We start from the raw sequence: 24,462 nt of genomic DNA on the forward strand, positions 1-24,462 counted from the left end.
ACGCGGGAGAGGGAGCAACCCGGCAGCAGGCTGAGTCCAGCAGCAAAACAAAACGGCCCGCAGCATTGCGGGCCGTTTTCATTGGTCCTCGCTCAGGCAGCCTTGCGCTCACTCAGACACCGCCATAACCCATGCCCCGACGCCGCATACTTGCGCTCAAACGGCGTCATCGCCTGCGCCGGGTGCCATGCCTCAACCTGCGCCGGGCGGCCCACCAACGCCAGCGCCTGCGCGAATTCCTCGATATAAACCTGCCAGTTGCTGCGGCACTCCAGGTAATCGCCGCAGGCGGCCAGCGCCGGGAACACCGCGTGGCCCTGCCAGCGCCGCCCCAGGTGTCCGATCTTGGGCCACGGGTTCGGGTACAGCACGTAGTGGCGCGCCACCGGCACCGCATCGGCCTGCAGCATGCGCCAGACATCGACCAGGTCGGCCCGTGCCCAGCAGAAGTTGCCAGGCATCGGTGCCTCGCCCCACCAGTCCTTGCCGGCGGCCAGGCGCTTTTCGGACTGGTCGACGCCGATCACGTAGTGGTCCGGGAATGCGGTGGCCAGTCGCAGCGTGCTTTCGCCCACGCCACAGCCCGCATCGAGGATCAGCGGTGCGCCGCCGGCCTGCTGCCAGCTTTGCAGCGCCGCGGCGAGCTCGCGCCGGCTGGCCTCGCCGATGGGCTTGCGGAACGGCTCGGCGAGGTGGCGCGCGACGCGCGCGGCCAAGTGTTCGTGGACATCGGACTGCGCCGAAACGATGGTGCGGGAATTGGCAAACATGGCCGCCATTTTAACGGCGCCGGCGACGGCCCTCGCAGCAATATGGCTGCAACCATGCCACTTTAGCGGCACAATGCGGGACAAACCCGCCTGAGAACCCGTCCGCACCCGCGCGGACCCGTACGAGGAGCCAGTCCGATGAAACCGACTCACGCCACGCCCGACCGGCAACGTTCGCCCCGCCTGCCCGCCCGCCGCGCCCTGCTCCACACCGCTGCCGCGCTGGTGCTGGGCAGCGCCGCCTTCACGCTGCTGCCGGCAGGCGCCGCCCATGCCGAGGACCTGCGTATCGGGCTGTCGGCCGACGTCACCTCGATGGACCCGCACTGGAACAACTCCGGCCCCAACAACGCGATCGCGCTGCATATCTTCGAGTCGCTGGTGTTCATGGACAAGAACGCCCGCTATATTCCCGGCCTGGCGCTGTCGTGGAAGCCGGTCAACGCCATCACCTGGGAAATCAAGCTGCGCCCCAACGTGAAGTGGCAAGATGGCTCGCCCTTTACCAGCGAGGACGTCAAGGCGTCGCTGGAACGCCCGGAGAAGCTGGTCAACAGCCCGGGCTCGTTCACCAGCTACACCAAGCCGATCGCGCGCATCGACACGCCCGACCCGCTGACGGTGCGCCTGACCATGAGCGTGCCCAACTACGCCAACCTGGCCAATGACCTGAACAGCGTGCCGATCATGCCGAAGAAGGTCGCCGCCACGCTGACGCAGGCGGACTTCGACTCAGGCAAGGCGATGATCGGCACCGGCCCCTTCAAGCTCGTACGCTTCGCGCGCGGGCAGGAAATCGTGATGGAGCGCAACCCCAACTACTGGGGCCCCAAGCCCGAGTGGGACCGCGCCATCTTCCGCATCATCACCGACAACGGCGCGCGCTCGGCCGCGCTGCTGGCGGGCGACGTCGATGTGATCGAGAGCGTGCCGTCGGCGGACGTCGCCAAGCTCAAGCAGAACCCGAAATTCAAGATCGAGCAACAGGTGTCGTGGCGCACCATCTTCTGGCAGATGGACCAGTCGCGCGATAACCCGCCCTTCGTCACCGACAAGGCCGGCAAGCCGCTCGGCAAGAACCCGTTCAAGGATGCGCGCGTGCGTGCCGCGATCAGCAAGTCGCTGAACCGCGACGCCATCGTCAACCGCATCATGGAAGGGCTGGCGGTGCCAGCGTCGTCGATCGTGTCGCCGCAGATCTTCGGGCATCCGGGCACCAAGCCGGAGGCCTATGATCCCGAAGGCGCGAAGAAACTGCTGGCCGACGCGGGCTACCCGGACGGCTTCGGGCTGACGCTGCACGCCACCAACAACCGCTACCTGAACGACGCCGCGGTGGCGCAGGCCACCGCCAGCATGCTGACGCGCATCGGCATCCAGACCAAGGTGGAGACGATGCCGGTGGCGGCGTATTTTACGCGCGCGCGCCAGGGCGAGTTCGCCTTCCAGATGCTGGGCTGGGGCTCGGCCGCCGCCGACGTGGCGCTGCGCTCGATCACCGGCACGCCCAATCCCAAGACCGGCTACGGCACCTGGAACTGGGGCAAGTACAGCAACCTGCAACTGGACCAGCTGATCGAGAAATCGCTGACGACGGTCAGCAGCGAGAAGGCGCGCGAGGAGAATGCCCGCACCGCGGCGAAGTTCGCGCTGGCCGACCACGCGATCATTCCGTCGCATAGCCAGCTGGCGATGTGGGCGATGAAGAAGGGGCTGAAGTACGAGGCGCGGACGGACGAGTGGTCGTTGGCGCAGTTTTTCCACAAGGAGTGATGCGGCGCTAAGCGTCAGGCACGCTAGCGGTTTGCTCCCCTCTCCCGCCTGCCGGAGAGGGGCCGGGGGAGAGGGCAGGAGGGTCAAAGGCTTACGCCCGTGGGTTAAAACCGTTGGCCCCGCTCGGAGTGGCTGCTTGCTAGTCCGCCCCTCTCCCCGACCCTCTCCCCCTGAGGGGAGAGGGAGAACACCTTGCTTAGGCTAGCTCGGGCGGCTTGGGAGCACCCAAAACCGTGCTCCCCTTCCGGGCCGTTACCCCTCAGATCCTCAACCGCTCCTCCTGCCGGGCATTCGCGGCGCGCAGCTTCTCCACCCAGTCACGCGCCGGCAGCCCGGTAGTCTTCTCGACCACATCGGCGCGCGCCTCGAGCACTTCCCACGACGCATCAATCTCCGGCCCATTGAAAGCCAGCGCAATGACGTTGCCGTCATGCACTTCCGGAAACACCAGCACGCGGTTGTCGAAGGCGTCGCAGATGCGCTCGATATTCTTCGGGAAACTGTCGTGGTCGCCGAACAGGTTGATGGTCATCACCCCCGGCGCCTTCAGCGTGCGTCGGCAGGCGCGGTAGAACGCGGTGGTATCGAGCACAGGCCCGCGCGCGGTGGCGTCGTACAGGTCCACCTGCAGCACATCGATGGCGCCGGCGTGGGCGCCGTCCATCACGTAGTCCCAGGCGTCCTGCTCGCGCACGGTCAGGCGAGCATCGTCCTCGCGCAAACCGAACATGCTGCGGCCGGCGACGATCACAGCCGGGTTCAGTTCCACCGCGGTCACGCGCGCACGGCTGAACTGGCGGTGGCAGAACTTGGTCAGCGCCGCGGCGCCCAGGCCAAGCTGCACCACGTGGAACTCTTCAACGGACGGCGACAGGAACAGCAGCCACGCCATCATCTGCTGGGCGTATTCCAGCTCGATGGCATCGGGCTTGCGCAGGCGCATCGCGCCCTGTACCCACTCGGTGCCGAAATGCAGGTAGCGCACTCCCTCCATTTCCGAGAAGGTCACCGGCGCAAAGCGCGGGGTCATGCGTTTCTCCTCGCGCGCCGGCGCCTGGCCACGGTTGCGGGTACCACGGGCCGGACGGCGCGAGGCCACGGCTTCAATCGATTTGCGTTTCAGTAGGGTCATGTTGTCAAAAAAGGCGTTCAGCATCCGATGCAGCATGGAGGCGCGGAACGCGGATTACTTGCCCAGCGCCACCTGCGCGCGCTGCAGCCATTCGCGGTTGTGTTCGCGGGCGTGGCGTGGCCAGTGGCGGGCGTCGTGGACAATTTCGCCGTAGAGCTGGTTTGCGCGTTCGCGGTCGGCGGCATCGGGTTGCGCCGCCAGCCAGTCGGCGAACAGGCAGCGCGGCGCGGCGTCGCTGGCGCTGGTCAGCGCCTGCTCGAACGCGGCGCGCGTGCCCGGCGCGCCGGTGGCCGCCAGCGCGCGTGCATAGAGCAAGGCGGGATCGGGTTGCTGGCGCGCTTGCGGATCGGCCGCGAACAGCTTTTCCAGAGTCGCCAGCGCGGCCGCCGCATCGCCAGTGGCGAACTGCGCCTGCGCCAGGCCTTGCAGCAGCGCCGGGTCGGATGCGAACGGGCCGTTGGCGGCGGCCTGGTAGTGCTGCAGCGCCTCGGCCGGCTCGCCGGCCTCCAGCAGCGCCGCGCCCAGCCGCATCCGGTGCTGCACCGTCGGCGCGCGGTCGAAGTCGGTGCGCGCCTCGCGCACCGCGCGGTTGGGGTCGACCAGCTGCGTGATCGCGCGCGTGGCCACGCGGGCGCCGCGCGACTGGCGCAGCTCGGGCAGGAAGATGGCAAAGAAATACACCAGGCTGCCCAGCCCCGGGAACAGGAACAGGATCAGCAGCCAGTACATGTTCTGGTGCGTGCGCACCGCATGCACCGCGAAGAACAGTGCAACGATGATATGGATGCTGATGCCGAAGATACGCATAGGGTAGTCACCTTGGAAACAATGGCCGCGGCGGCGGTGCAGCGCCGGCCGCCGGCATTGTGACAGAAAGCCCCTGGGCAAGTTTCAGCCGCCCGCCGCCAGGCCGGCGCCGGCTGCCTGCAGGCCCGCCACCGCCTGCGGCGTCAGCACGGCCTCGCCGTTCACCGCGCGCGTCACCAGCGCATCGGCCGCCTCGATGGCGATGCCCTGAGCGGCATACCAGGCGTCGTCGTAATAGGTATTGCCGTAGCGCTCGCCGCTGTCGCACAGCAGGCCGACAATGGCGCCGCCCTGCCCCGCCGCGCGCATCTGCTGCGCCAGGTACAGCACGCCGACGAAGTTGGTGCCGGTCGAGCCGCCCACGCGGCGGCCGAAGCGTGCGGAGAGGTAGCGCATGGCGGCAAACGACAGCGCGTCCGGCACCTTCAGCATGGCGTCGATGCAGCTCGGGATAAATGAGCGCTCCACCCGCGGCCGGCCGATGCCTTCGATGCGCGAGCCGACCGTCAGGCCCAGCTCAGGCTGCGGCTTGCCATCGAGACAGCTGCGGAAGTAGTCAAAGAACACCGAGTTTTCCGGATCCGCGCACAGCACGCGGGTCTTGTGGCGGCTGTAGGCCACATAGCGCCCGAGCGTGGCGATGGTGCCGCCGGTGCCGCCGCTGGACACCAGCCAGGCCGGCACCGGGTACTCTTCCTCGGCCATCTGCTTGAAGATCGACTCGGCGATATTGTTGTTGGCACGCCAGTCGGTGGCCCGTTCGGCATAGGTGAACTGGTCCATGAAATGCCCGCCGGCTTCCTGCGCGATGCGGTGCGACTCGGTGTAGATCTCCGCCGGGTTGGCCACCAGGTGGCAGCGTCCGCCGTAGAACTCGATCGCCTCGATCTTGGCGCATGAGGTGCCCGCCGGGATCACCGCCACAAACGGCAGCCCCAGCAACCTGGCGAAATACGCCTCGGAAATCGCAGTCGAGCCGCTGGAGGCTTCCACCACCATGCTGCCCTCGTGCAGCCAGCCGTTGCACAGCGCGTACAGGAACAGCGAGCGCGCCAGCCGGTGCTTCAGGCTGCCGGTCGGGTGGCTGGATTCGTCCTTGAAATAGAAGTGGATATCGGGATAGCCCGGCAGGTCCAGCGGAATCAGGTGGGTGTCTGCGGAGCGGTTGAAGTCCGCTTCGATCTTGCGGATGGCTTCATGGGTCCAGTCGGAGAGTGGCATGGCGTCTTGCGGGCACGGGGACCTGGCATTGGGACAGGCCATCAGGATGCCAGAAGCGACCCACGCCCGGCAAAAATACGGTCCGCCCGGCGCCGGCTGCGCAGCCGGCGCATGCGCCGACACGGACCTCGGCCGCGACGCCTCATGCCTACCCTCGGGCCTACCGGTAGACCAGCACCGGGATCTTGCTGTGGGTCAGCACCTTGAGGGTTTCGCTGCCGATCAGCATGCCCTGGAGGCCGCGCCGCCCGTGCGATGCCATCACGATCAGGTCGCAGTCCTTGTCCTCGGCCGTCTTGATGATGGCCTCGTAGGGATGGTCATTGACCGCGTAGGCCGTGTCGCAGGCCACGCCCGCCGCGCCGGCCTCGTCGGCCAGTCCGCGCAGGTAGCGGATCGCGTCTTCCCAGGCCTGCTTCACGTAGGTTTCGCGCGTGCCTTCCAGCATTTCTACCTCGTAGGTCAGCACGTGGTAGTTCGGACAGACGCGCACCAGCGTGGTCTTTGCGTCCATTTCCCGCGCCAGCATGAGTGCCTTGTGGAAGGCCGATTCGGAAAGTTCGGAGCCATCGACCGCCAGCAGGAGATGCCTGAACATAATTGCCTCCTTGCCTGCTCATTGCGCTCACTTTCGATGCGTCATCGCCTTGCGTCCGAAAGTGTGAGCCGCAAGGCGCACAACAAGCAGCGACCGATACACCCGGTTTCGAATCATTCGCCACTCGCTTGAAGTATAGGTGCGCCATGGCCCACGGCAATCTGGCAAGCATCACATCGGGCCGGACCCATTAGAAACGTACGATCCCAGATATGGAAGGGCTGGAAGCTTTGGCCTTGGCAATCGCTTGCAGGATCGCGGCCTTATCACCGGCTGCCAGCGTATACCGGCTCGGCCCGCGTACGCCGTCGCCGAGCGACAGCACGCTGCGGATTGGCACCGCAGGTGCCGGTCCGCAGTTGTTGTTACGAGGCTGGCCGCGATGGCTTCTGGTTGCACCGCTGGCTGACCGAACAAGGCATTGATAACTTGGTGGTGGACTCGGCCAGTATCGAAGTCAACCGGCGTTCACGACGTTCCAAGACCGACCGGCTCGACGGCGACTCGCGACTGGCTATTACAGCCACCCCATTCAAGGTGACGAGAATTAAGGCACCCTCCGTGTTCTCGAACAGAAACCGGAGTCAATGGCGTGGTACTGTACGCAGTGGTGGAACGCTTTATCGAACACAGCCCGATCAGCGTGATGGCGCGCCTGGGGTTGCAACGCGCCCTCGATCCGGCCTGGATCGACGAGTTGTTCGAGCAAGAGCGTGAAACGCAGTAAACGCTGGAGTTATTGTTCTCGACGACGGTTGAAATCATGTCGCTGGTCGCCGCTGTTCTGCGCGGTCGGTGCAGGAGTTGCAGGCGGCGCAGAACAGCGGCGCGGATGACAGCGCCAAAGCCAGCACCGTGGCCGGCCTGCAAGCCCAGGTCACCGCCACATCGGCGGCCCTGCAGCAGGCCATTGCCAAGCTGTCCGAGGCGGTTCAGGAAGCCGGCGGCAGCACCACTGGAAACATCGTCAACACGACGGCCTGAGGCACTTCCCTCCTCCGAGACGCCCTTCACGCCGGCCGGGCCTTCACTGGCCGGCGCGTATCTCCCCCTCCCGTATCGCCTGCGCCCCGAACCACCAGATGTAACAGAGCTTGATCTTCATTTAACCAATGAGTTAAATGACGTCATGCCAAATACCGGCGACCCCCTCTCCACCATCTTTGCTGCCCTGGCCGACCCGACGCGCCGCGCGATTCTTGCGCGGTTGTCCGAGGGCGACGCCCCGGTCAGCGAACTGGCGCGCCCGTTCGATATCTCCGCGCCGGCCATCTCCCGGCATCTGCGTGTGCTGGCCGACGCGGGACTTATCGAGCGGGAAGTCAACGCACGCTGGCGTATCTGCCATTTGCGCCCTGGCGCATTGCGCGATGCGCATGGCTGGCTGGAGACCTATCGCCGGCTTTGGGAAGGCAATCTCGACAGGCTGGTGGCCTTTGTCGAGCAGACGCAAAGCGAGCCCACTGTCACCCATCGGAAAAAGGGGATCAAGTCATGAGCGAAGCTGCAACGTTTCATCTGGAGATGACCCGCCAGATCCGCGCGCCGCGCGAGCGGGTGTTTGATGCGTTTACCGACCAGGCCGCCCTGGCCGTCTGGCATTGCCCGCGTGGCATGCAAGTGCTGGAAGCCAGCGCCGATGCGCGCGTGGGCGGCCGCTATCGACTTGTGATGGGTGCGAAGGACGGCGAGCAACACATCGTCGGTGGCGAGTATCAGAAGATCGATCGCGCGGACTTTCTGGCCTACACGTGGCAATGGGAAGGCAGCGAGCCACCCGCCGGCGTGCGCACGCTCATCGAGATCACGCTGACCGACAAGGATGGCGGCACGCACCTGCACATGCGCCATAGTGGCTTCCCCGACACCGCCACGCGCGATTCGCACGTCAGCGGCTGGCAATCGGTCTTCAACAACCTTAGCGACTATGTGGATGCCGAAGGCAGCGCCGGCACGCTGACCGTCTACGGCGATGCGCGCAGCACCTACGTTCGCACGGTGCGCCTGGCGCTCGAAGAGAAAGGCGTGCCCTACACGTTCAAGCCACTTGCGCCGCACAACGACGAACTGCTGGCCCACAACCCGTTCGGCCGCATTCCGGCATTCGCCGACGGTCCGATCGAAATCTACGAAACGCGCGCCATCCTGAGCTACATCAACGACGTCTTTGGCGGCCCGAACCTGATTCCGCAAACCGGCCCCACTGCCCGCGCACGCTGCGAGCAGTGGATCAGCCTGATCAACTGCCACGGCTACGATGCGATGGTGCGCCGCTACGTGCTGCACTACGTGTTCCCGAAGGGCCAGGACGGCCAGCCCGATCGAGCCACCATCGAGGCAGCCCTGCCCGAGATCGCGAAGCAGCTCGATGCATTGGAGCAGGCATACGGCGGGCGCGATTTCCTGGTCGGGAATACGTTGTCGATGGCCGACCTGTTCTTCGCGCCGATCGTCGAATATCTGGCGCGATTCCCGGAAAGCGCGGCGATGCTGGAGACGCGGCCGAACATCCGGCGTGGTCACGCAGTCATGCGCGCGCGGCCAAGCTACGGAGCCACACAGCCGGATTTCGGCTGATCAGTCGAGCCAGGATCGGAGCGGCCGGGGCGCCCCAACGCACGCGTCGTGATGACGCATCTGGCACTATCAGTGCGCGGGCCAGTCCCGCCGTGCCATTTCCCGGCGCCCACGGCTTGATGCAACTTGCGTGAGCCATGGCATACATATTGCGCAGGGAACACACAGACCGAAACAAGCTGGCAAGTCGCGATGACATGCTCCGAAACGGAGCATCCCGGGCAACGGCGCCCCGAAGCGAAATGACCGCGAACCGGACAACCGACTTGCAGGCATCTCGCTTCGCGGCGCTTTTTCTTTGCCGGCGAAGTGTTCGCCGAGACCATCGGCGCATTGATCAACCTTTCCGGAAGGCAGCGCATGCTGTCGCAACGGATCGTCCTCCAGATGTTGCTTGCTTCGCGGTGGGCACTGCCGCGCTCGATCTCGCACGCAAGTGCCTGTCAATGTTCGAGTCGGCGCATTCGGATCTCGTGACGGGCAATGAGCGTTTGCCCGGCGCATTCTCCGGCGCCCTGCAGCAGCTGTACTTTGGCAATCCGCGTGCTAACGCGCGTATCCGTGAATTCATCGCCCAGGTCAGAATAGCGATAGACGCACCACTGGCCGACACCAGCCGGCGAGCATCATCCCTCGACGTGCTCGTGGCGCAGGCCACGCCAATACTTGAACTGCTGCAGGCCGTTACGCAGGCCTACCAGGAGGAAATGCACCGTTGCGAGGTCGCGGTGCGCAAACGCCAGACCGACCTCGTCGAGCGCCTCAGCGGTATTTCGATGCAGGCGAACATCGTCGCGATGAATGCGCGCATCTCGGCGGCACGGGCGGGAGAGTACGGCAGGGAGTTCTCGGTGATCACGCAGGTGCTTGCTGGCATCATCAAGGAGATGGATCAACTGATCCGCCCCCGTCGTCGGCCCGGCCAATGCGTCCAAAAGTTCAAGCTGACATTGATGTGGAGACACCCTTGAAACCGTTACCTCTTGACGTCACCGGCATGTATGGGAGGGAGGCCAAGTAACGTGGTAGCGTGAACGGGCTATGCCAGAGGCGGCATTACAGGCAGCCACGGCTGCAATGCCTGCCAGGCGCGCTGCGCTATAGGGCGGGTTTTTTTCTTCATCGGACTTTGGGGCCGCGCTTCGGTCGTGATGAGCCTGCAATCAGCCAAGCTCAACGGGCATGAACCTTGGGCCTACCTCAACAATGTGTTGCCCGCCTGCCCACACACCTGAACAGCCGCATCGACGAGCTGATCCCAACAACTGGCATCCTGCGCGCTGAGCACGCCCTCTCTCTCAAACGTCGATCGACCGGCAAGCTGGGGCGGCGAAACGCGCAGCGGCGCAATCGTCGTCTCGCTGCGCCACATGAAGAAGCGCATGGGCCTGCGGAGCTGACACGACGGTAGGACAGGGCAAGCGCGGATATTTACGTGCCATCACGGGGGCGGCCATCTCGCCATCAGTGGCGCGCTCTTGGCAGAATGCCGCGAGCGGCGCACCCAGGACGGATTGCGGCTGAGCTCGGTCAGCCGAGCCACCACCGTCGGCTCCTCGTCGTCCAGACGTTTGATCAGCAGATGACGCCCGTAGGCTTGCGCGACGTTACGCTGCAGAACTGCAGCGGCAACTACGCACCCTGCTCGGCCACGAGCAGATCGTTATGGCGCCGCCTTTCGTAGCCATAGTGGGCGTTGGGGACCTCTGCCAGGCGCCGGTACACTCGCCGAGATGGCCGAGTTGATTGTCACCCTATTGGAGCCATATTTGCGGCCCGAAAATTATTAAACCTATTTACGGGATGTTGTACTAGGCCGTAGTCGAGACATGTAAATCGCGCGCATCCAGGCAGAGAACTGACCCGCCGAAGCCCAGTGTCATTTGCTTCAAGTCGGCTTGGCTCAACGCAGTCAGCTCCGCGTAGCGTTTCACGGCACCACTACCCCTCTCTGATCGGCGAAGCCCACCATCGACGCGCCAGGCTCCGGCAGAGGTATTGCACACACGTCGCCTGTTCCAGGTTGGCGATCCACTCGGCCTCGGCCGGCACGGTAGTGAGTTGGTCGAATTCAGCAGGGAAGTGAGCTTGCGCTCTGCCAATGCCAGAACACTATCTGACAACGCGGTGTCCGGAGCTGTCGCGTAGAGACCGCCAATGCGTCACTGACATCGTCGCCTCCCTTGCCCACCCATCGACGGGCAACCTCCGCCGCCTGGCGCAAGCACGGAGGGGCAACTGTATTCATTCAGCAAACAGTGTCATGAAATGAGTTGGCCTATGCCCAACACCACACCTAACAAATTTTCGCCTCGCGGATATCGAATAACGCCAGGATTCCATGAAAAACCTTTGTTTTTCAACATGTTACGGATTTTTCTGCAGCGCCCTCCCGGGCATGGCACGGCCCATGCTCTATACCCTTCGAGCGCAACAACGTGCTCCCCCAACCGAACCCCCAAGGAGACTTACCATGCAATCGACCCTCATGATCAAGGATCTGCCGCTCGACAAGGAACTCGACGGCAAGACCATGTCCGCTGTGCGCGGCGGCAGCGCCTTCTCTGTTGTCGGCGGCAACTTTCAGAACGTCGTCGGCGGCGGCGGCTTTGCCAGCCCGACCATCGGCGTGCAGGTCGGGCCGATCGTGAACACGATCGACGCGAGCTCGCACCTCAACCTGAAGATCCCCACCCTGCAGAACTTTGGCAACGGCACCCAGGTGGCCGCACTGTAACGCTGCATGCGGAAGTCCCGCCGAGACGGGACTCCCCTCAACCGAACCCCCAAGGAGACTTACCATGCAATCGACCCTCATGATCAAGGATCTGCCGCTCGACAAGGAACTCGACGGCAAGACCATGTCCGCTGTGCGCGGCGGCCACGCCGTCTCTGTTGTCGGCGGCAACGCTCAAAACGTCATCGGCGGCGGTGGCTTTGCCAGCCCGACCATCGGCGTGCAGGTCGGGGCGACCGTGAACACGATCGACGCAAGCTCGCACCTCAACCTGAAGATCCCCACCCTGCAGAACTTTGGCAACGGCACCCAGGTGGCCGCACTGTAACGCTGCATGCGGGAGTCCCGCCGAGGCGGGACTCCCCTCAACCGAACCCCCAAGGAGACTTACCATGCAATCGACCCTCATGATCAAGGATCTGCCGCTCGACAAGGAACTCGACGGCAAGACCATGTCCGCTGTGCGCGGCGGCCACGCCGTCTCTGTTGTCGGCGGCAACGCTCAAAACGTCATCGGCGGCGGCGGCTTTGCCAGCCCGACCATCGGCGTGCAGGTCGGGGCGACCGTGAACACGATCGACGCAAGCTCGCACCTCAACCTGAAGATCCCCACCCTGCAGAACTTTGGCAACGGCACCCAGGTGGCCGCACTGTAACGCTGCATGCGGGAGTCCCGCCGAGGCGGGACTCCCCTCAACCGAACCCCCAAGGAGACTTACCATGCAATCGACCCTCATGATCAAGGATCTGCCGCTCGACAAGGAACTCGACGGCAAGACCATGTCCGGTGTGCGCGGCGGCAGCGCCTTCTCTGTTGTCGGCGGTAACTATCAGAACGTCATCGGCGGCGGCGGCTTTGCCAGCCCGACCATCGGCGTGCAGGTCGGTCCGACCGTGAACACGATCGACGCGAGCTCGCACCTCAACCTGAAGATCCCTACCCTGCAGAACTTTGGCAACGGCACCCAGTTGGCCGCGCTGTAACGGGATCGAGATGCGTCGCCCCTGCTTCAACGGGTGGCGACGCACCTCGGAGTCCGCAGTGGAAGATACCACCTACGCTATCTTCCACTGCCTTCTCCGGCCAAATCTGAACGGCTCGTCGTGGTGGTCCCTAGGCCTAGGGGTGGTGCCCTAGGACGATGATCCCGGAGACTTGGATTGCATAACCCGCCCTATAGGGCGACTGCCAGGCGCGCAGCTTTTACGCGTACGACAATGTGTAGGCAGGGCTGCTGGAGGGAAGCATGACGATCCGATGCCGATCCGCATGATGCGCGAGCGCTTTCTTGCCGATACGCGCCGCCGTGCCACCATTGAACGCGATCACCTCGAGACCGGGCAACGCCTCGATCAGACCGATCAGGTCGTTGCCCGCATGGTCGCGGATATTGCTGTCCAGGCTGCCTTCGCGCATGCATGCGCCCAGCACGCCCCAGACGCCGATCCGATGCGCCAGCAGCCGCACCAGCCGCTCGGCATAGGGCAGCGCGGGCAGCGGCTCGCCGGTGAGCGCGGCCATCAGTGGCCAGAACTGGTTGATGTTTTGGTTAATTTGACATCAACGAGTCGGCTCTGCCCGGCCGCCCATACTACTGCTGCCACTAAATTCGTGGCGCCCGTTCGTGCACGCAGAAGCAAGAATGACACAGAGGAGCGCGGCGGCGCACTTTGCCCACAGCATCGCCGTGCGCCTTACGCGAACGAGACCGCGTTAAGCGCGGGATAGTCGGTATAGCCCTGCGCGGTGCCGCCAAAGAAGCTGCCGCGATCCGCTTCGTTCATCGGCGCCCCCGTCTTCAGCCGTGCGACGAAATCCGGGTTGGCAAGGACCATCGCGCCGTAGGCTTCCAGATCGGCCAACCCCGAAGCGATGTCAGAGCCGATCTGATCGCGTGGACGGCCGGGTCGGTTCAGGATTAGCGCTTGCTTCCAGAGCTTGCGGATGTCTCCCAGAAGCTGCTCGTTACCGCTATGCATGATGTGCACATAAGCGAGACCCAGCTTGCTCAGCTCGGCGACCAAATAGCGGTAGAGCGCCGGGCCTTCCACACCTTCGTCGATTCCATTCAGAGCTGAGCCAGGGGATAGACGGATGGCCGTCCTGTCCGCGCCGATTTCCTCGGCAATCGCCGCGGCGACTTCGATGGCGAACCGGGCGCGGTTCTCGATGGAACCGCCGTATTCATCCCTGCGCGTGTTGGCGTTTGAGGCAAGGAACTGTTGGACCAGATAGCCATTTGCACCGTGAATCTCGACACCATCGGCACCGGCCAGAATGGCGGCACGCGCCGCAAATCGAAAGTCGGCGACGGTTTGTCGCACTTCCTCGGTCGTCAGCGCGCGCGGCGTGGGAACGTCCCGCAACCCTGTTGCGGTAAACGTCTGCGTCCCTGGCGCGATCGCGGAGGGTGCTACGCCTTGACGATGATGCACCGTGTTGTCGGGGTGCGACATACGCCCAGCGTGCATCATCTGGATGAAAATATGGCTGCCGTTGTCGTGTACGGCCTCCGTCACCTTCTTCCACCCGGCGATGTGCTTGGAGGTGTAGATCCCCGGCGTCGCAAGATAGCCCTGTCCGTCATCCGAGGGTTGAGTTCCCTCGGTGACGATCAGGCCGACGCTGGCGCGCTGGGCGTAGTATTCCGCCGCCAGATCTCCTGGCGTGCCGTCGAACTCCGCGCGGCTGCGGGTCATCGGGGCCATGACCAGACGGTTCGGCAGCGTGTGGCGTCCAACACGGATGGGCGTGAATGATTGCTTGATGGTGATGCTCATTGAATATCTCCTGAGTGGTGCGGCGTCAAACCTGATCCTTGGCTTTGTCAGTTGCGGTCGGCATCGTTTTTTGGGAGCAGGTTCACGACCTGATCGCGATGCACCCAGGCGATCGCTGCGCTGAGCGCGAACAGGATCAAAGCGGGAATCGGCGAAGCCGGCAGCACGGTCAGATGGGTGATCACCGCGCCGACCATCGTGCAAGCGAGCAGCAAAGCACTGAATACTGCCAGGGACGGAATCAGCATCAGAATCGCGCCAGTTACTTCGATAGCCCCGGTGCCGTAGCGAAACCACTGACCGAGACCGATGACGTTGAAGATGTCGATCATCGTCTGGACGCCGGCGAGCTTGGCCAGGCCAGCGGCCAAAAACGCAAGGGCGACCAAAATCTTGACGGCCCAAAGCGCAGTGCGCCGCCAGCCTTGTGGCGTTTGCGGCCGAGTAGTGCTGATTGCTTCGGACATGGTATTTCTCCTTTGATGAAGGGGGACGATCGTCGGGGACCGACTCGCATGAATCATTCGAGCGTGGTCAGCCTGACCGCGCGGTCGTCACCGCGTTGGTCCACCACAGCAAGTCGTCGATCGTTTGTTCGGCGACAGCATCCAGCTCGGCCAGGTGCGGGGTGATGTCCTGCCCCTGAAAATGTGCGAACAGCGCCGCAGCCGGAACATGGACCGCCGATCGGATTGGCGCGAGCTGCATTTCGGCACTCGCGCGGGCGGATCAGCGCAGCACGCCCTTGGCGCGCAGCTCGCTGCCGATGCGCGCGATCTCGCACTCGCCTTCCATCAGCGCAGCGCTGCTGGTGTGCACCGAGTAGGAGCCGAGGTGGAGATCGTGTGGATGCGGGATTGCCGTGCCGAGCACGAAGCGCACATCGGCCGTGGCTTCGAATTCGATCGCCGCATCGGAGTGATCGAACACGGCCAGCTCGCCTTTGTCGACCGGTTCGGGCGTGTGCAGGCTGCCGTCCATCACCGCGATCCAACCGACCCGATAGCCCTGCGGCGGCTGGTAGGTCCAGCGCTGCCCGGCCTTGAGCTCCACAACGAAATAGTTGATGCCCGAAGGTGCATTGATCGGGCTGACCGCTTCGCCGCTGCGTCCAAGCAGCACGCGCACGGGGCCGTCGGATGGGATTTCGTTGACGGAAAGATGGTGGCTGAACGCGGGAGCCAGTTCGCGCTCCGCCGGCAAGGCAATCCACAACTGGAAGGCCTTGATCGGGGGGATGCCAAAACCGGTATGCCAGACACCGCGTCCGGCGCTCATCCATTCAATGTCGCCTGCCTCCATCGTTCCTTCGTGGTCGGTGGATTCGGCGTAGTGACATTGCCCGTCCATCAGCAAAGTCAGCGTGGCGATGCCGGAATGCGGGTGCCAGCCATAACCCTGTTGGCCAATCGCATGTTGCGTATCGATGAGATCGAGAAACACAAAGGGCTTGATCATCTGACCGACGTCGGAGGGGCTGACCATGCGGACGACCGGCCCGTGCGCGTGGCCGCGCGTGCGGAAAACTACGCTGCGCCCGGCCCCAACGACGGGGGCGGACAGAGTTTGGACAATGGCATTCATGCGGCGCTCTCCAAGTATTTGACTTGCCATGCGGGTGACCTAGAAACGACCGCCTGCTGTGTGATAAATCAAGTATGGGGATTGAAAGCGCCCGAGACTAGATGGTAAAGTGGGATTGGATTCATCCATTTTTGGAAGAAATCCCATGCTCGACCTGAATGATCTGGCGATGTTCGTCCACGTTGTCCGCGCCGGCAGCTTCTCAGAGGCGGCGCGGCGTCTGCGCATGCCGGCGAATACGTTGAGCCGGCGCATCGATCAACTCGAAGGGCAACTCGGCACGCGCCTGCTGCATCGCTCAACACGCAAGCTCGCACCGAGCACGGACGGCCAGGCGCTGTTCGAACGCTGTGCGCCAGCGCTCGACCAAATCTTCGAGATCGAACGGCACAACGTCGATAGGCAGGCGCCGTCCGGCTCGGTTCGCGTCACCGCGATGGCCGCCCTGTTCGAACTCTTCCGCATGGAATGGCTGGCAGAGTTCTACGCGCGCTATCCAAACATCAGCATCGATTTTCTGCTCGACGATGCGGCGACCGACCTGATCGCCGAGCGCATCGATCTAGCCTTGCGCATCGGCATCGAGACCGGTAGCGGCTTTAGAGTACGTCGGCTGGCGCCGAATGCGATGATCCTCGCGGCGAGTCCGGCCTATCTGGAACGGCATCCTGCGCCGCGCACGCTACGCGCACTGGCCGAACACGACTGCCTGACGATCTCCAATCGCCAAGGCCGCAACACGTGGCGTCTGCAAGGCCCGCGCGGTAGTCAGGAGGTGTCGATCAACGGCCGGTTCGCGGCCAACGACATGCGCGTGTTGATGCAGGCTTGCAAGGCTGGACTGGGTATTGCGTTCCTGCCGCAGTTAATGACTGAGCAAGCCATCGCTCAAGGGCAACTCGTGCGCGTCCTGCCGAACTATCAGCGCGCGAGCACCGACCTCGGCCTGCAACTCGTCTACACAAGCCGCCCGCCGGTGCCGCCCGCGGTAGCGGTCTTCGCTGAATTCCTTACGAAGAAACTGAGCGAAGAATGGCCTTCCCATCACTGAGCAATGCTGACAATAGACAATAGGTTCTGCACTTGGACATGGGCAACAAAAATCTGGCCCCGCGATCTGGCTTGGTTGGCAATTGCGTGCCCGCCGCCAAGCGCTTCAGCGCTTACGACAGGAGCGCACGCCACAGCACCAGCTTCTGCTCAAAATTGCGGGCCGCATGCGCCGGGCTCGACGAGGGCAGCACTACCGTCTCATAACCTGCAGCCGCGAACTGCGCAGCGAAACGCCCCGAAGTACCGCCGTTGAAACCGACACGGCGCAACTCAGGCGCGAGCGCATGCAGCCGCGCGAAATCATTAGCCTGCGGATAGCGGATATTGCTATCGAGACTGCCTTCACGCACGCAGGCACCAAGCACATCCCACACGCCGATGCGGTGGGACAGAAGCCGCACCAGCCGATCAGCGTAAGGCAAGTCAGCCAGCGGCTCGCCTGTCAGCGCGCCCAGCAGCGGCCAGAACTGGTTGCGGGGGTGAGCGTAGTACTGGCGCGCTGCCAGTGAGGCGGCGCCGGGGAAGCTGCCCAGCACCAGCACGCGGGTGTGGGCGTCGATGACAGGCGGCAGGCCCTGGTGGAGGTCCGGCTGAGGGAGAATGGTGTCTGGCATGGCAGAAACGGTGCGGCCCCGCCGCGGGGGCCGCACCGTCGGTCGCCTGGGGCCGTCAGGCCAGCAGCTTGTTGACGCGCTGCACGTAGGCGGCCGGGTCTTCCAGCATGCCGCCCTCGGCCAGCAGCGCCTGGTCGAACAGCACCTGCACGCGGTCGCTGAAGGCGTCGCCCGATTCCTCACCTTGCAGGTCGCGCAGCTTCTTCACCAGCGCGTGTTCCGGGTTCAGCTCCAGGATCGGCTGCGCGTCCGGCGCCTTCTGGCCGGCCTGCTTGAGCAGGCGCTGAAGGTAGCCGCTCATGTCGCCCTCGTCCGAGACCAGGCACGAAGCCGACGCGGTCAGGCGCAGCGTCACGCGCACGTCCTTGGCCTTGCCGTCCAGCACGCCCTTGGCGCGTTCGACCACGTCCTTCCAGTCGGCCTCGGCCTTTTCCTGCTCGGCCTTCTCGGCTTCATCGGCGAGCTTGCCCAGGTCCAGGTCGCCGCGCGCGACCGACACCAGTTCCTTGCCGTCGAACTCGCGCAGGAACGACAGCATCCATTCGTCGACGCGGTCGGTCAGCAGCAGCACTTCGATGCCCTTCTTGCGGAAGACTTCCAGGTGCGGGCTGTTCTTGGCAGCGGCCCAGGTATCGGCCGTGACGTAGTAGATCTTGTCCTGGCCTTCCTTCATGCGGCCGACATAGGCGGCCAGCGACACGTTCTGCTCGGCGGTGTCGTTGTGGGTCGAGGCAAAGCGCAGCAGCTTGGCGACGCGCTCCTGGTTGGCCTGGTCTTCGCCGGCGCCTTCCTTGAGCGCCTGGCCGAACTGCTCCCAGAAGGTCGAGTACTTGGTGCGTTCCGCTTCGTCCTCACTGTCCGCCAGCGATTCCAGCATCGACAGCACGCGCTTGGTGCAGCCCTCGCGGATCGCCTTGACGTCGCGGCTTTCCTGCAGCAGCTCGCGCGACACGTTCAGCGGCAGGTCGGCGGAATCGACCACGCCCTTGACCCAGCGCAGGTAGCCCGGCAGCAGTTGCTCGGCGTCGTCCATGATGAAGACGCGCTTCACATAGAGCTTCAGGCCCGCCTTGTGGTTGCGGTCCCACAGGTCGAACGGCGCGCGCGCCGGGATATACAGCAGCTGGGTGTATTCGCTGCGGCCTTCCACGCGGTTGTGGGTCCACGCCAGCGGCGTCTCGTTGTCATGCGCGATGTGCTGGTAGAACGCGGTGTACTGCTCGTCGGTGATATCCGACTTGGCGCGGGTCCACAGCGCGCTGGCCTGGTTGACGCTCTCCCATTCGTCGGTGCGCTTGTAGGTGCTGGACTCGGCGTCCCAGATCTCCTTGGGCATGCGGATCGGCAGCGGGATATGGTCCGAGTACTTATGGATGATGCTCTTCAGGCGCCAGGCCGACAGGAAGTCATCCTCGCCCTCGCGCAGGTGCAGCGTTATGGTGGTGCCGCGCTCGGCGCGCGCGATCGCATCGACGCTGAACTCGCCGTCGCCAGTGCTTTCCCAGCGCACCGCCTCTTCGGCGCCCAGGCCGGCGCGGCGGGTTTCCACGGTGACCTTGTCGGCGACGATAAAGGCCGAATAAAAGCCCACGCCGAACTGGCCGATCAGCGCGGCGTCCTTCTGCTGGTCGCCGGAGAGCTGCTGGAAGAATTCTTTCGTGCCCGAGCGGGCGATGGTGCCGAGGTTGCGGATCGCCTCGTCGCGGCTCATGCCGATGCCGTTGTCGGTGATCGTCAGCGTGCGCGCCTTGGCGTCGGCCTCGATGCGGATCGCCAGGTCGGCGTCGTTCTCCAGCAGGGACGGGTTCGCGATCGCCTCGAAGCGAAGCTTGTCAGTGGCGTCCGAAGCATTCGAGACCAGCTCGCGCAGGAAGATTTCCTTGTTGCTGTACAGCGAGTGGATCATCAGGTGCAGCAGTTGCTTCACTTCCGCCTGGAAGCTCATCGTCTCGTGCGGTGCGGTCATGGTTCTCCTCTTGAAAACAGGCGAATCTGGAATATGGGTCTGGCCGGGTCATCGGCCGATGCTCCCAGAAATAGGGCCGCCCGGGCCATTTTTCAAGGCCCGGGGCGTGACGGCGGCATGGCTTACAGGCGTTCGAGCTGGCGCGCCAGGAAGTGCAACATGTCCGGGTCGCCGCTGCTGGCGACGTTGAAGCGCATCCAGCCCGACGGCATCTGCGACGGCGAGAACAGGCTACCCGGGGCGAACAGGTAGCCCTCCTCATGGCCGGCGGTGGCGATCGCGTTGGTGTCGCGGCCGGTATCGGCCCACAGGTACATGCCGGCGTGCTGGCCCGGGAACAAGCGCAGCCCGAGGCCCTCCAGCTTGCGCCGGGTGTCGTCGCGGGCGCGATCCAGGCGGGTGCGCACGCGCTCGACGTGCTTGCGGTAGTGCCCCTCGGTCAGCACCTTGTACAGCACGCGTTCGTTGATCTCGGGCGTCGCCAAGCCCGCCAGCAGCTTGCTGTCGGTCAGCGTCGAGGCCATTTCCAGGTGTGCGGCGATAAAGCCCACGCGCAGGTTGGCGGCCAGCGTCTTGGAAAAGCTGCCCAGGTAGATCACCCGGCGCAGCTGGTCCAGGCTCGCGAGCCGCGTGGCGGCGTGCCCGGGCGGGCACAGGTCGCAGTAGATGTCGTCCTCGACGATCAGGAAGTCGTACTGCTCGGCCATGCGTAGCAGCTGGAAGGCCTTGGCCGCCGACAGGGAGGTGCCGGTCGGGTTGTGCAGCACCGAGTTGATCACAAACAGCTTGGGACGGCGCGCCTGCACGATGCGTTCAAGCGCCTCCAGGTCCGGCCCCTCGGCGGTGTAGGGCACACCGATCACCTGCGCGCCCTGCGCGGCAAAGCGGCCGAACATCACGAACCAGGCCGGGTCGCCCACCAGGACCGCGTCGCCGGGCTGCAGGTAGAGCCGCGCGATCAGGTCCAGCGCCTGGGTGATGCCCGAGGTCAGCACGATCTGCTCGGCGCTGGCGCGGATTTCCAGTTCTTCCAGCCGGGTGCGCAATTGCTGGCGCAGCGGCAGGAAGCCCTGCGGCGTGCCGCTGGCGAGGAAGTGGTTGCCCGGCTGGCGGCCGAGTCCGCGCAGCGCGCTGGCGATCAGCTCGCCGTCGAGCCAGTCGTTGGGCAGGAAGCCCAGCCCCGGCGCCTTGTGCGCCTCGGCGGTGTGGAACATGCTGCGCAGCAGCCAGGTCACGTCGATATTGCGCGCCACCGCCACGCCGGACGATACCGGCGCCGCGGGCGCTGCCAGCGCGCGCTCGCGCACGTAGAAACCCGAACCGCGGCGCGATTCCAGGTAGCCCAGCGCCACCAGCCGCTCATAGGCTTCGACCACGGTAAAGCGCGAGATGCCCTTCTCCTGCGCCAGTTGCCGGATCGACGGCATGCGCATGCCGGCACGGAAGACGCGCTCGTCGATGCGCATGCGGGCCCATTCGGTGAGCTGCTCGACCAGCGTCATCTGGGCTGACGGGATCGGGTCGGGCAGGCGCTCGGTGGTCGGCACGACCAGGCGCAGCGAACGGCTGGAGGGTTGCCCCGCGGGCGACGAAGACGTGCTCTGGGCGTCGCCTCCGCCATCCTTCTTGCGGGTCGCGACGGCGCGATCCGTGCCGGTGTCGCCGTCCTTGGTGTGGGCATCCATGTGCTGCTCCTGCAACTGTACTGAATACGATCCGCTGAACTGTACCGGTACTGTACCGACTACCTTGTCTACCATCAAGCCAACATGAAGCTCGTCCTCGATCACCTCGTCGTCGCCGCGCCCGACCTGGACGCCGGCACCGGCCATGTCGCCGAACTGCTGGGCATTGCGCCGCAGGGCGGCGGTGCGCATGCCGCCATGGGCACGCATAACCGCGTGCTGGGCATGTTCGGCGGTGTCTACCTGGAAGTGATCGCGGTTGATCCGGCCGCGCCGGCGCCGGAACGGCCCCGCTGGTTCGGCCTGGACACGGAAACCGTGCAGCAGCGCCTGCGCGACGGCCCCTTCCTGCTGCACTGGGCCGCGCGCGTGGAGCGCCCGGCCGACCTGACGGTGTGTTCGATGCAGTATCCCGAGCGGATCGCCCCCGTCATCCCGATGGCCCGCGGCGACCTGCGCTGGCGCATCACCGTGCCGGAAGACGGCAGCCTGCCCGCCTGGCAGGGTGAGGCCGACCGCGCCGGCGACGGCCTGCTGCCCAGCCTGATCCAGTGGGACGTGGCCAGCTACCCGGGCGTGAGCCTGCTGCGGCAGGACCTGGCGCTGCGCAAGCTGTCCGGGCGCCATCCGCGCGCCGAGCTGCTGCGCCAGGGGCTGGCGTGGCTGGGCGCAGACCATCTGATCACGCTGGAGCAGTCCGACGGCCCGCCGGAGTTGTTCGCTGAAATCGAGACCCCGCAGGGCGTCCGCTCCCTGCGCTAGCCATTTCCTATAAAGATCCCCCGAAGGAGACCCCCGATGTCCGCCACCCGCAAACGCTTCGACGACGACCCCTACCTCGACCACTGCACTGCCACCGTGGTGGCCGCCAGCGCCGAAGGGATCGAACTCGACGAAACCGTTTGCTACGCGCGCAGCGGCGGGCAGGCCGGCGACACCGCCACGCTGGCGCTGCCGGACGGGCGCACCATGGCCATCGTCGACACGGTCTACGCGGACGATCGCAGCCGCATCCTGCACGTGCCGGCACCGGACGCAGCGCTGCCGCGCGTGGGCGAGCGCGTCACCGTCACCATCGACTGGGCACGCCGCCACAAGCTGATGCGCCTGCATACCTGCCTGCACCTGTTGGGCTCGCTGATCCCGGTGCCGGTGACCGGCTGCGGCATTTCGCCGGAATCGGCGCGGATCGACTTCGACCTGCCGGAATCGACGCTGGACAAGGCCGACCTGACCGAGCGCCTGAACGCGCTGATCCGTGCCAACACCACGGTGCGCACCACGCTGATCACGCCGCAGGAACTGGCCGCCGAGCCCGCGCTGGTGCGCACCATCGGCGCGGCGCCGCCGGCCGGTACAGCCAGCATCCGCATCATCGAGATCCCCGGCGTGGACCGCCAGCCCTGCGGCGGCACGCATGTCGCCAACACCAGCGAGATCGGCACGGTGGTGGTGACGAAGATCGAGAAGAAGAGCCGCACCAACCGGCGCGTGGTCGTCGCTTTCGCTTGAGCGCCATGACATCCGGCTTGCTCACCGGCCTGACCGCCGCGCAGTTTCTCGCCCTGCTGACCCTGCTCACGGTCGGCCTGTTCACGCCCGGCCCCAACACCACCATCGCCGCGGTCACCGGCGCCAACTTCGGGCTGCGCGCGACGCTGCCGCACTGCATCGGCGTCGCGTTCGGCTTTGCCAGCATCCTGGCGCTGTGCGCGGTGGGCGTGGGTGCGCTGATCCTGGGCGAGCCGGCGCTGGCGGCCGTGGTGCACCTGGCCGGCGTGGCCTACCTGCTGTGGCTGGCGTGGAAGGTCGCGCGCAGCACGGCGCTGGCCGAGAAGCAGGTGCTGCGCCCGCTGAACGTGTGGCAGTCGGCCATGCTGCAGTACGCCAACATCAAGGCGTGGATGCTGGCGCTGGCGGTCGCCGCCTCGTACATGGCTGGCGCGCCCTCGCCCGCGCAGCGCATGCTGCTGGTCTGCGGCGTGTTTGCGGTGCTGGGCTTTGTCAGCAACGGCGTGTACGGCGTGCTGGGCGCGTCGCTGCGCCAGTGGCTGAAACATGGCCAGCGCGTGCGCTGGTTCAACCGCGCCATGGGCGCGGCGCTGGCGCTGGCCGCGCTGTGGATTGCCGTCGGTGCCCGGCCGGGCGTGCAGTGAACGCCTCCGAATTCCACCGATGACAATCATGCCCGCTTCATCGCCCTCCTCCCACCACCCCGCCTCCGGCGGCATGCTGCTTGGCCTTATCGGCGTGGCGATCTTTAGCCAGACGCTGCCGTTCACGCGCATGGCGGTGGCGGAGCTGGACCCGATCTTTGTCGCGCTGGCCCGCGCCATCCTCGCCGCGCTGCTGGCGCTGGCACTTCTCGCCCTGCGCGGTGCGCTGTCGGCCGCACGCCGTCCGCGCGGTGGCCAGTGGCCGCGGCTGGGCGTGACCGCGCTGGGCGTGGTGGTGGGCTTCCCGCTGTTTTCCTCGCTGGCGATGCGCGAGGTGCCGGCCAGCCACGGCGCCATCGTGATCGGCCTGCTGCCGCTGGCGACCGCGGTGTTCGCCGCCTGGTTCGGGCGCGAGCGACCGTCAGCCGGGTTCTGGCTGTCGGCCGTCGCCGGCAGCGCGCTGGTGGCCGGCTTTGCCGTCTGGCAAGGCGCCGGCGGCCTGCAGCATGCCGACTGGTACCTGTTTGCCGCGGTGGTGCTGGGCGCGCTGGGCTATGCCGAGGGCGGCAAGCTGTCGCGCGAGCTGGGCGGGCTGGAAACCATCAGCTGGGCGCTGGTGATATCGCTGCCGGTGCTGGTGCCGGTGGTGGCCTGGCTGATGCTGCGCGACCTGCCGCAGATCACCGCCGCGTCGCCGCGCGCCTGGGGCGGCATGGCCTATGTTTCGGTGTTCTCGATGTTCGTCGGCTTCCTTTTCTGGTACGCCGGCCTAGCAAAAGGCGGCGTGGCCCGCGTCGGGCAGATACAATTGCTGCAGCCGTTCCTGACGCTGGCGGGTGGCGCGCTGATGCTGGCCGAGCCGCTGGACGCCCCTACCATCGCCTTCGCGGTGGCGGTGATCGCCGTGGTGGCGCTTGGCCGCCGCGCTGCCGTGCGGCAAACCGCACCCGCCCCCGCCCCAGAAACGCCCCGTATCCTTCCAGAACGCATTCACTGACAGGAGTCCCA

Annotated in this window: 27 protein-coding genes and 2 pseudogenes; 15 read left to right on the forward strand and 14 right to left on the reverse strand. The window is 65.4% G+C overall.

Going from position 1 to position 24,462, the window contains the following annotated elements; all coding sequences use genetic code 11:
* Nucleotides 1-92: 92 nt before the first annotated feature.
* Nucleotides 93-779: a tRNA (guanine(46)-N(7))-methyltransferase TrmB gene (gene trmB / locus K307_RS40560; RefSeq protein ID WP_042886653.1), complete on the reverse strand. Its 687-nt coding sequence runs from the start codon at nt 777-779 to the stop codon at nt 93-95.
* A 129-nt stretch (nt 780-908) separates the two neighbouring features.
* Between trmB and K307_RS40565 the strand changes: the two genes are divergently transcribed.
* Nucleotides 909-2,543 carry an ABC transporter substrate-binding protein gene (locus tag K307_RS40565; RefSeq protein WP_042886654.1) on the forward strand — a complete coding sequence of 545 codons (1,635 nt, stop codon included), beginning with the start codon at nt 909-911 and terminating at the stop codon, nt 2,541-2,543.
* A 259-nt stretch (nt 2,544-2,802) separates the two neighbouring features.
* Here the strand turns inward: K307_RS40565 and K307_RS40570 are convergent, their stop codons facing one another.
* From K307_RS40570 to K307_RS40585, 4 genes are all read right to left on the reverse strand, one after another.
* Complete coding sequence (locus tag K307_RS40570; RefSeq protein ID WP_196251652.1) at nt 2,803-3,675, reverse strand: spermidine synthase; 873 nt, start codon at nt 3,673-3,675, stop codon at nt 2,803-2,805.
* A 54-nt stretch (nt 3,676-3,729) separates the two neighbouring features.
* Nucleotides 3,730-4,482 (reverse strand): tetratricopeptide repeat protein, encoded by a 753-nt coding sequence (locus tag K307_RS40575; protein ID WP_042886656.1) that lies wholly within the window; start codon nt 4,480-4,482, stop codon nt 3,730-3,732.
* 84 nt (nt 4,483-4,566) lie between these two features.
* Nucleotides 4,567-5,703: a PLP-dependent cysteine synthase family protein gene (locus tag K307_RS40580; RefSeq protein WP_042886657.1), complete on the reverse strand. Its 1,137-nt coding sequence runs from the start codon at nt 5,701-5,703 to the stop codon at nt 4,567-4,569.
* Between the two features lie 160 nt (nt 5,704-5,863).
* A complete protein-coding gene (locus K307_RS40585; RefSeq protein WP_042886658.1) occupies nt 5,864-6,301 on the reverse strand; it encodes a universal stress protein in 438 nt (145 codons plus the stop codon).
* Nucleotides 6,302-6,893: 592 nt separating this feature from the next.
* Here K307_RS40585 and K307_RS50530 point away from each other — a divergent pair.
* From K307_RS50530 to K307_RS40610, 5 genes and pseudogenes are all read left to right on the forward strand, one after another.
* Complete coding sequence (locus K307_RS50530) at nt 6,894-7,028, forward strand: hypothetical protein (RefSeq protein ID WP_268989271.1); 135 nt, start codon at nt 6,894-6,896, stop codon at nt 7,026-7,028.
* Between the two features lie 68 nt (nt 7,029-7,096).
* Nucleotides 7,097-7,285 (forward strand): hypothetical protein, encoded by a 189-nt coding sequence (locus K307_RS44925; RefSeq protein ID WP_063771737.1) that lies wholly within the window; start codon nt 7,097-7,099, stop codon nt 7,283-7,285.
* Between the two features lie 145 nt (nt 7,286-7,430).
* The gene (locus K307_RS40600) at nt 7,431-7,799 is read left to right on the forward strand and encodes an ArsR/SmtB family transcription factor (RefSeq protein ID WP_042888066.1); all 369 of its coding nucleotides are present in this window, start codon (nt 7,431-7,433) and stop codon (nt 7,797-7,799) included.
* Nucleotides 7,796-8,878 (forward strand): SRPBCC domain-containing protein, encoded by a 1,083-nt coding sequence (locus K307_RS40605; RefSeq protein WP_042886659.1) that lies wholly within the window; start codon nt 7,796-7,798, stop codon nt 8,876-8,878. Before K307_RS40600 ends, K307_RS40605 begins: the two co-directional genes overlap by 4 nt.
* Before the next feature lie 309 nt (nt 8,879-9,187).
* Nucleotides 9,188-9,826, forward strand: a pseudogene (locus K307_RS40610) (methyl-accepting chemotaxis protein).
* A 247-nt stretch (nt 9,827-10,073) separates the two neighbouring features.
* Here K307_RS40610 and K307_RS51280 read toward each other — a convergent pair.
* On the reverse strand, nt 10,074-10,262 hold the full coding sequence (locus tag K307_RS51280) for a hypothetical protein (protein ID WP_042886661.1): 189 nt from the start codon (nt 10,260-10,262) through the stop codon (nt 10,074-10,076).
* A gap of 1,089 nt (nt 10,263-11,351) precedes the next feature.
* Here K307_RS51280 and K307_RS40620 point away from each other — a divergent pair.
* The 4 genes from K307_RS40620 (at nt 11,352) to K307_RS40635 (ending at nt 12,599) form a co-directional block, all read left to right on the forward strand.
* The gene (locus K307_RS40620) at nt 11,352-11,615 is read left to right on the forward strand and encodes a hypothetical protein (protein WP_042886662.1); all 264 of its coding nucleotides are present in this window, start codon (nt 11,352-11,354) and stop codon (nt 11,613-11,615) included.
* A 64-nt stretch (nt 11,616-11,679) separates the two neighbouring features.
* Complete coding sequence (locus K307_RS40625) at nt 11,680-11,943, forward strand: hypothetical protein (RefSeq protein ID WP_042886663.1); 264 nt, start codon at nt 11,680-11,682, stop codon at nt 11,941-11,943.
* Between the two features lie 64 nt (nt 11,944-12,007).
* Nucleotides 12,008-12,271: a hypothetical protein gene (locus K307_RS40630; protein ID WP_042886663.1), complete on the forward strand. Its 264-nt coding sequence runs from the start codon at nt 12,008-12,010 to the stop codon at nt 12,269-12,271.
* Nucleotides 12,272-12,335: 64 nt separating this feature from the next.
* Nucleotides 12,336-12,599: a hypothetical protein gene (locus K307_RS40635; protein WP_042886664.1), complete on the forward strand. Its 264-nt coding sequence runs from the start codon at nt 12,336-12,338 to the stop codon at nt 12,597-12,599.
* A gap of 220 nt (nt 12,600-12,819) precedes the next feature.
* Here K307_RS40635 and K307_RS40640 read toward each other — a convergent pair.
* The 5 genes and pseudogenes from K307_RS40640 to K307_RS40655 form a co-directional block, all read right to left on the reverse strand.
* Nucleotides 12,820-13,155, reverse strand: a pseudogene (locus tag K307_RS40640) (DNA-deoxyinosine glycosylase); the annotation flags it as partial.
* Between the two features lie 155 nt (nt 13,156-13,310).
* Nucleotides 13,311-14,396, reverse strand: coding sequence for an alkene reductase (locus K307_RS40645; RefSeq protein ID WP_042886665.1), 1,086 nt, complete (start codon nt 14,394-14,396; stop codon nt 13,311-13,313).
* A gap of 47 nt (nt 14,397-14,443) precedes the next feature.
* On the reverse strand, nt 14,444-14,863 hold the full coding sequence (locus K307_RS40650; RefSeq protein WP_051975403.1) for a DoxX family protein: 420 nt from the start codon (nt 14,861-14,863) through the stop codon (nt 14,444-14,446).
* 67 nt (nt 14,864-14,930) lie between these two features.
* Nucleotides 14,931-15,104 (reverse strand): hypothetical protein, encoded by a 174-nt coding sequence (locus tag K307_RS47045; protein ID WP_196251653.1) that lies wholly within the window; start codon nt 15,102-15,104, stop codon nt 14,931-14,933.
* A 21-nt stretch (nt 15,105-15,125) separates the two neighbouring features.
* Nucleotides 15,126-15,980 carry a pirin family protein gene (locus K307_RS40655; protein ID WP_051975404.1) on the reverse strand — a complete coding sequence of 285 codons (855 nt, stop codon included), beginning with the start codon at nt 15,978-15,980 and terminating at the stop codon, nt 15,126-15,128.
* Between the two features lie 145 nt (nt 15,981-16,125).
* Here K307_RS40655 and K307_RS40660 point away from each other — a divergent pair, with 145 nt between their 5' ends.
* On the forward strand, nt 16,126-17,031 hold the full coding sequence (locus K307_RS40660; protein ID WP_042886667.1) for a LysR family transcriptional regulator: 906 nt from the start codon (nt 16,126-16,128) through the stop codon (nt 17,029-17,031).
* Between the two features lie 112 nt (nt 17,032-17,143).
* Here K307_RS40660 and K307_RS40665 read toward each other — a convergent pair whose 3' ends face one another.
* The 3 genes from K307_RS40665 to K307_RS40675 all read right to left on the reverse strand — a co-directional run bounded on the left by K307_RS40665 (nt 17,144) and on the right by K307_RS40675 (nt 21,298).
* Nucleotides 17,144-17,647 (reverse strand): DNA-deoxyinosine glycosylase, encoded by a 504-nt coding sequence (locus K307_RS40665; RefSeq protein WP_042886669.1) that lies wholly within the window; start codon nt 17,645-17,647, stop codon nt 17,144-17,146.
* Nucleotides 17,648-17,702: 55 nt separating this feature from the next.
* Nucleotides 17,703-19,613, reverse strand: coding sequence for a molecular chaperone HtpG (gene htpG / locus K307_RS40670; protein ID WP_042886670.1), 1,911 nt, complete (start codon nt 19,611-19,613; stop codon nt 17,703-17,705).
* A gap of 122 nt (nt 19,614-19,735) precedes the next feature.
* Nucleotides 19,736-21,298 carry a PLP-dependent aminotransferase family protein gene (locus tag K307_RS40675; protein WP_042886671.1) on the reverse strand — a complete coding sequence of 521 codons (1,563 nt, stop codon included), beginning with the start codon at nt 21,296-21,298 and terminating at the stop codon, nt 19,736-19,738.
* A gap of 84 nt (nt 21,299-21,382) precedes the next feature.
* On the opposite strand from K307_RS40675, the gene K307_RS40680 reads away from it, so the two are divergent.
* The 4 genes from K307_RS40680 to K307_RS40695 are packed head-to-tail and all read left to right on the forward strand — an operon-like array spanning nt 21,383 to nt 24,451.
* Nucleotides 21,383-22,060 (forward strand): VOC family protein, encoded by a 678-nt coding sequence (locus K307_RS40680; protein WP_042886672.1) that lies wholly within the window; start codon nt 21,383-21,385, stop codon nt 22,058-22,060.
* 36 nt (nt 22,061-22,096) lie between these two features.
* Nucleotides 22,097-22,810, forward strand: coding sequence for an alanyl-tRNA editing protein (locus tag K307_RS40685; protein ID WP_042886673.1), 714 nt, complete (start codon nt 22,097-22,099; stop codon nt 22,808-22,810).
* 5 nt (nt 22,811-22,815) lie between these two features.
* On the forward strand, nt 22,816-23,454 hold the full coding sequence (locus K307_RS40690) for a LysE family translocator (protein ID WP_042886674.1): 639 nt from the start codon (nt 22,816-22,818) through the stop codon (nt 23,452-23,454).
* 28 nt (nt 23,455-23,482) lie between these two features.
* Entirely contained in the window at nt 23,483-24,451 is a 969-nt protein-coding gene (locus K307_RS40695; RefSeq protein WP_419187198.1) for a DMT family transporter, read from the forward strand.
* Nucleotides 24,452-24,462 lie beyond the last annotated feature (11 nt).

It is taken from the genome of Cupriavidus necator A5-1 (assembly GCF_000744095.1).
In the GTDB taxonomy this organism is placed as follows: Bacteria; Pseudomonadota; Gammaproteobacteria; order Burkholderiales; family Burkholderiaceae; genus Cupriavidus; species Cupriavidus necator_A.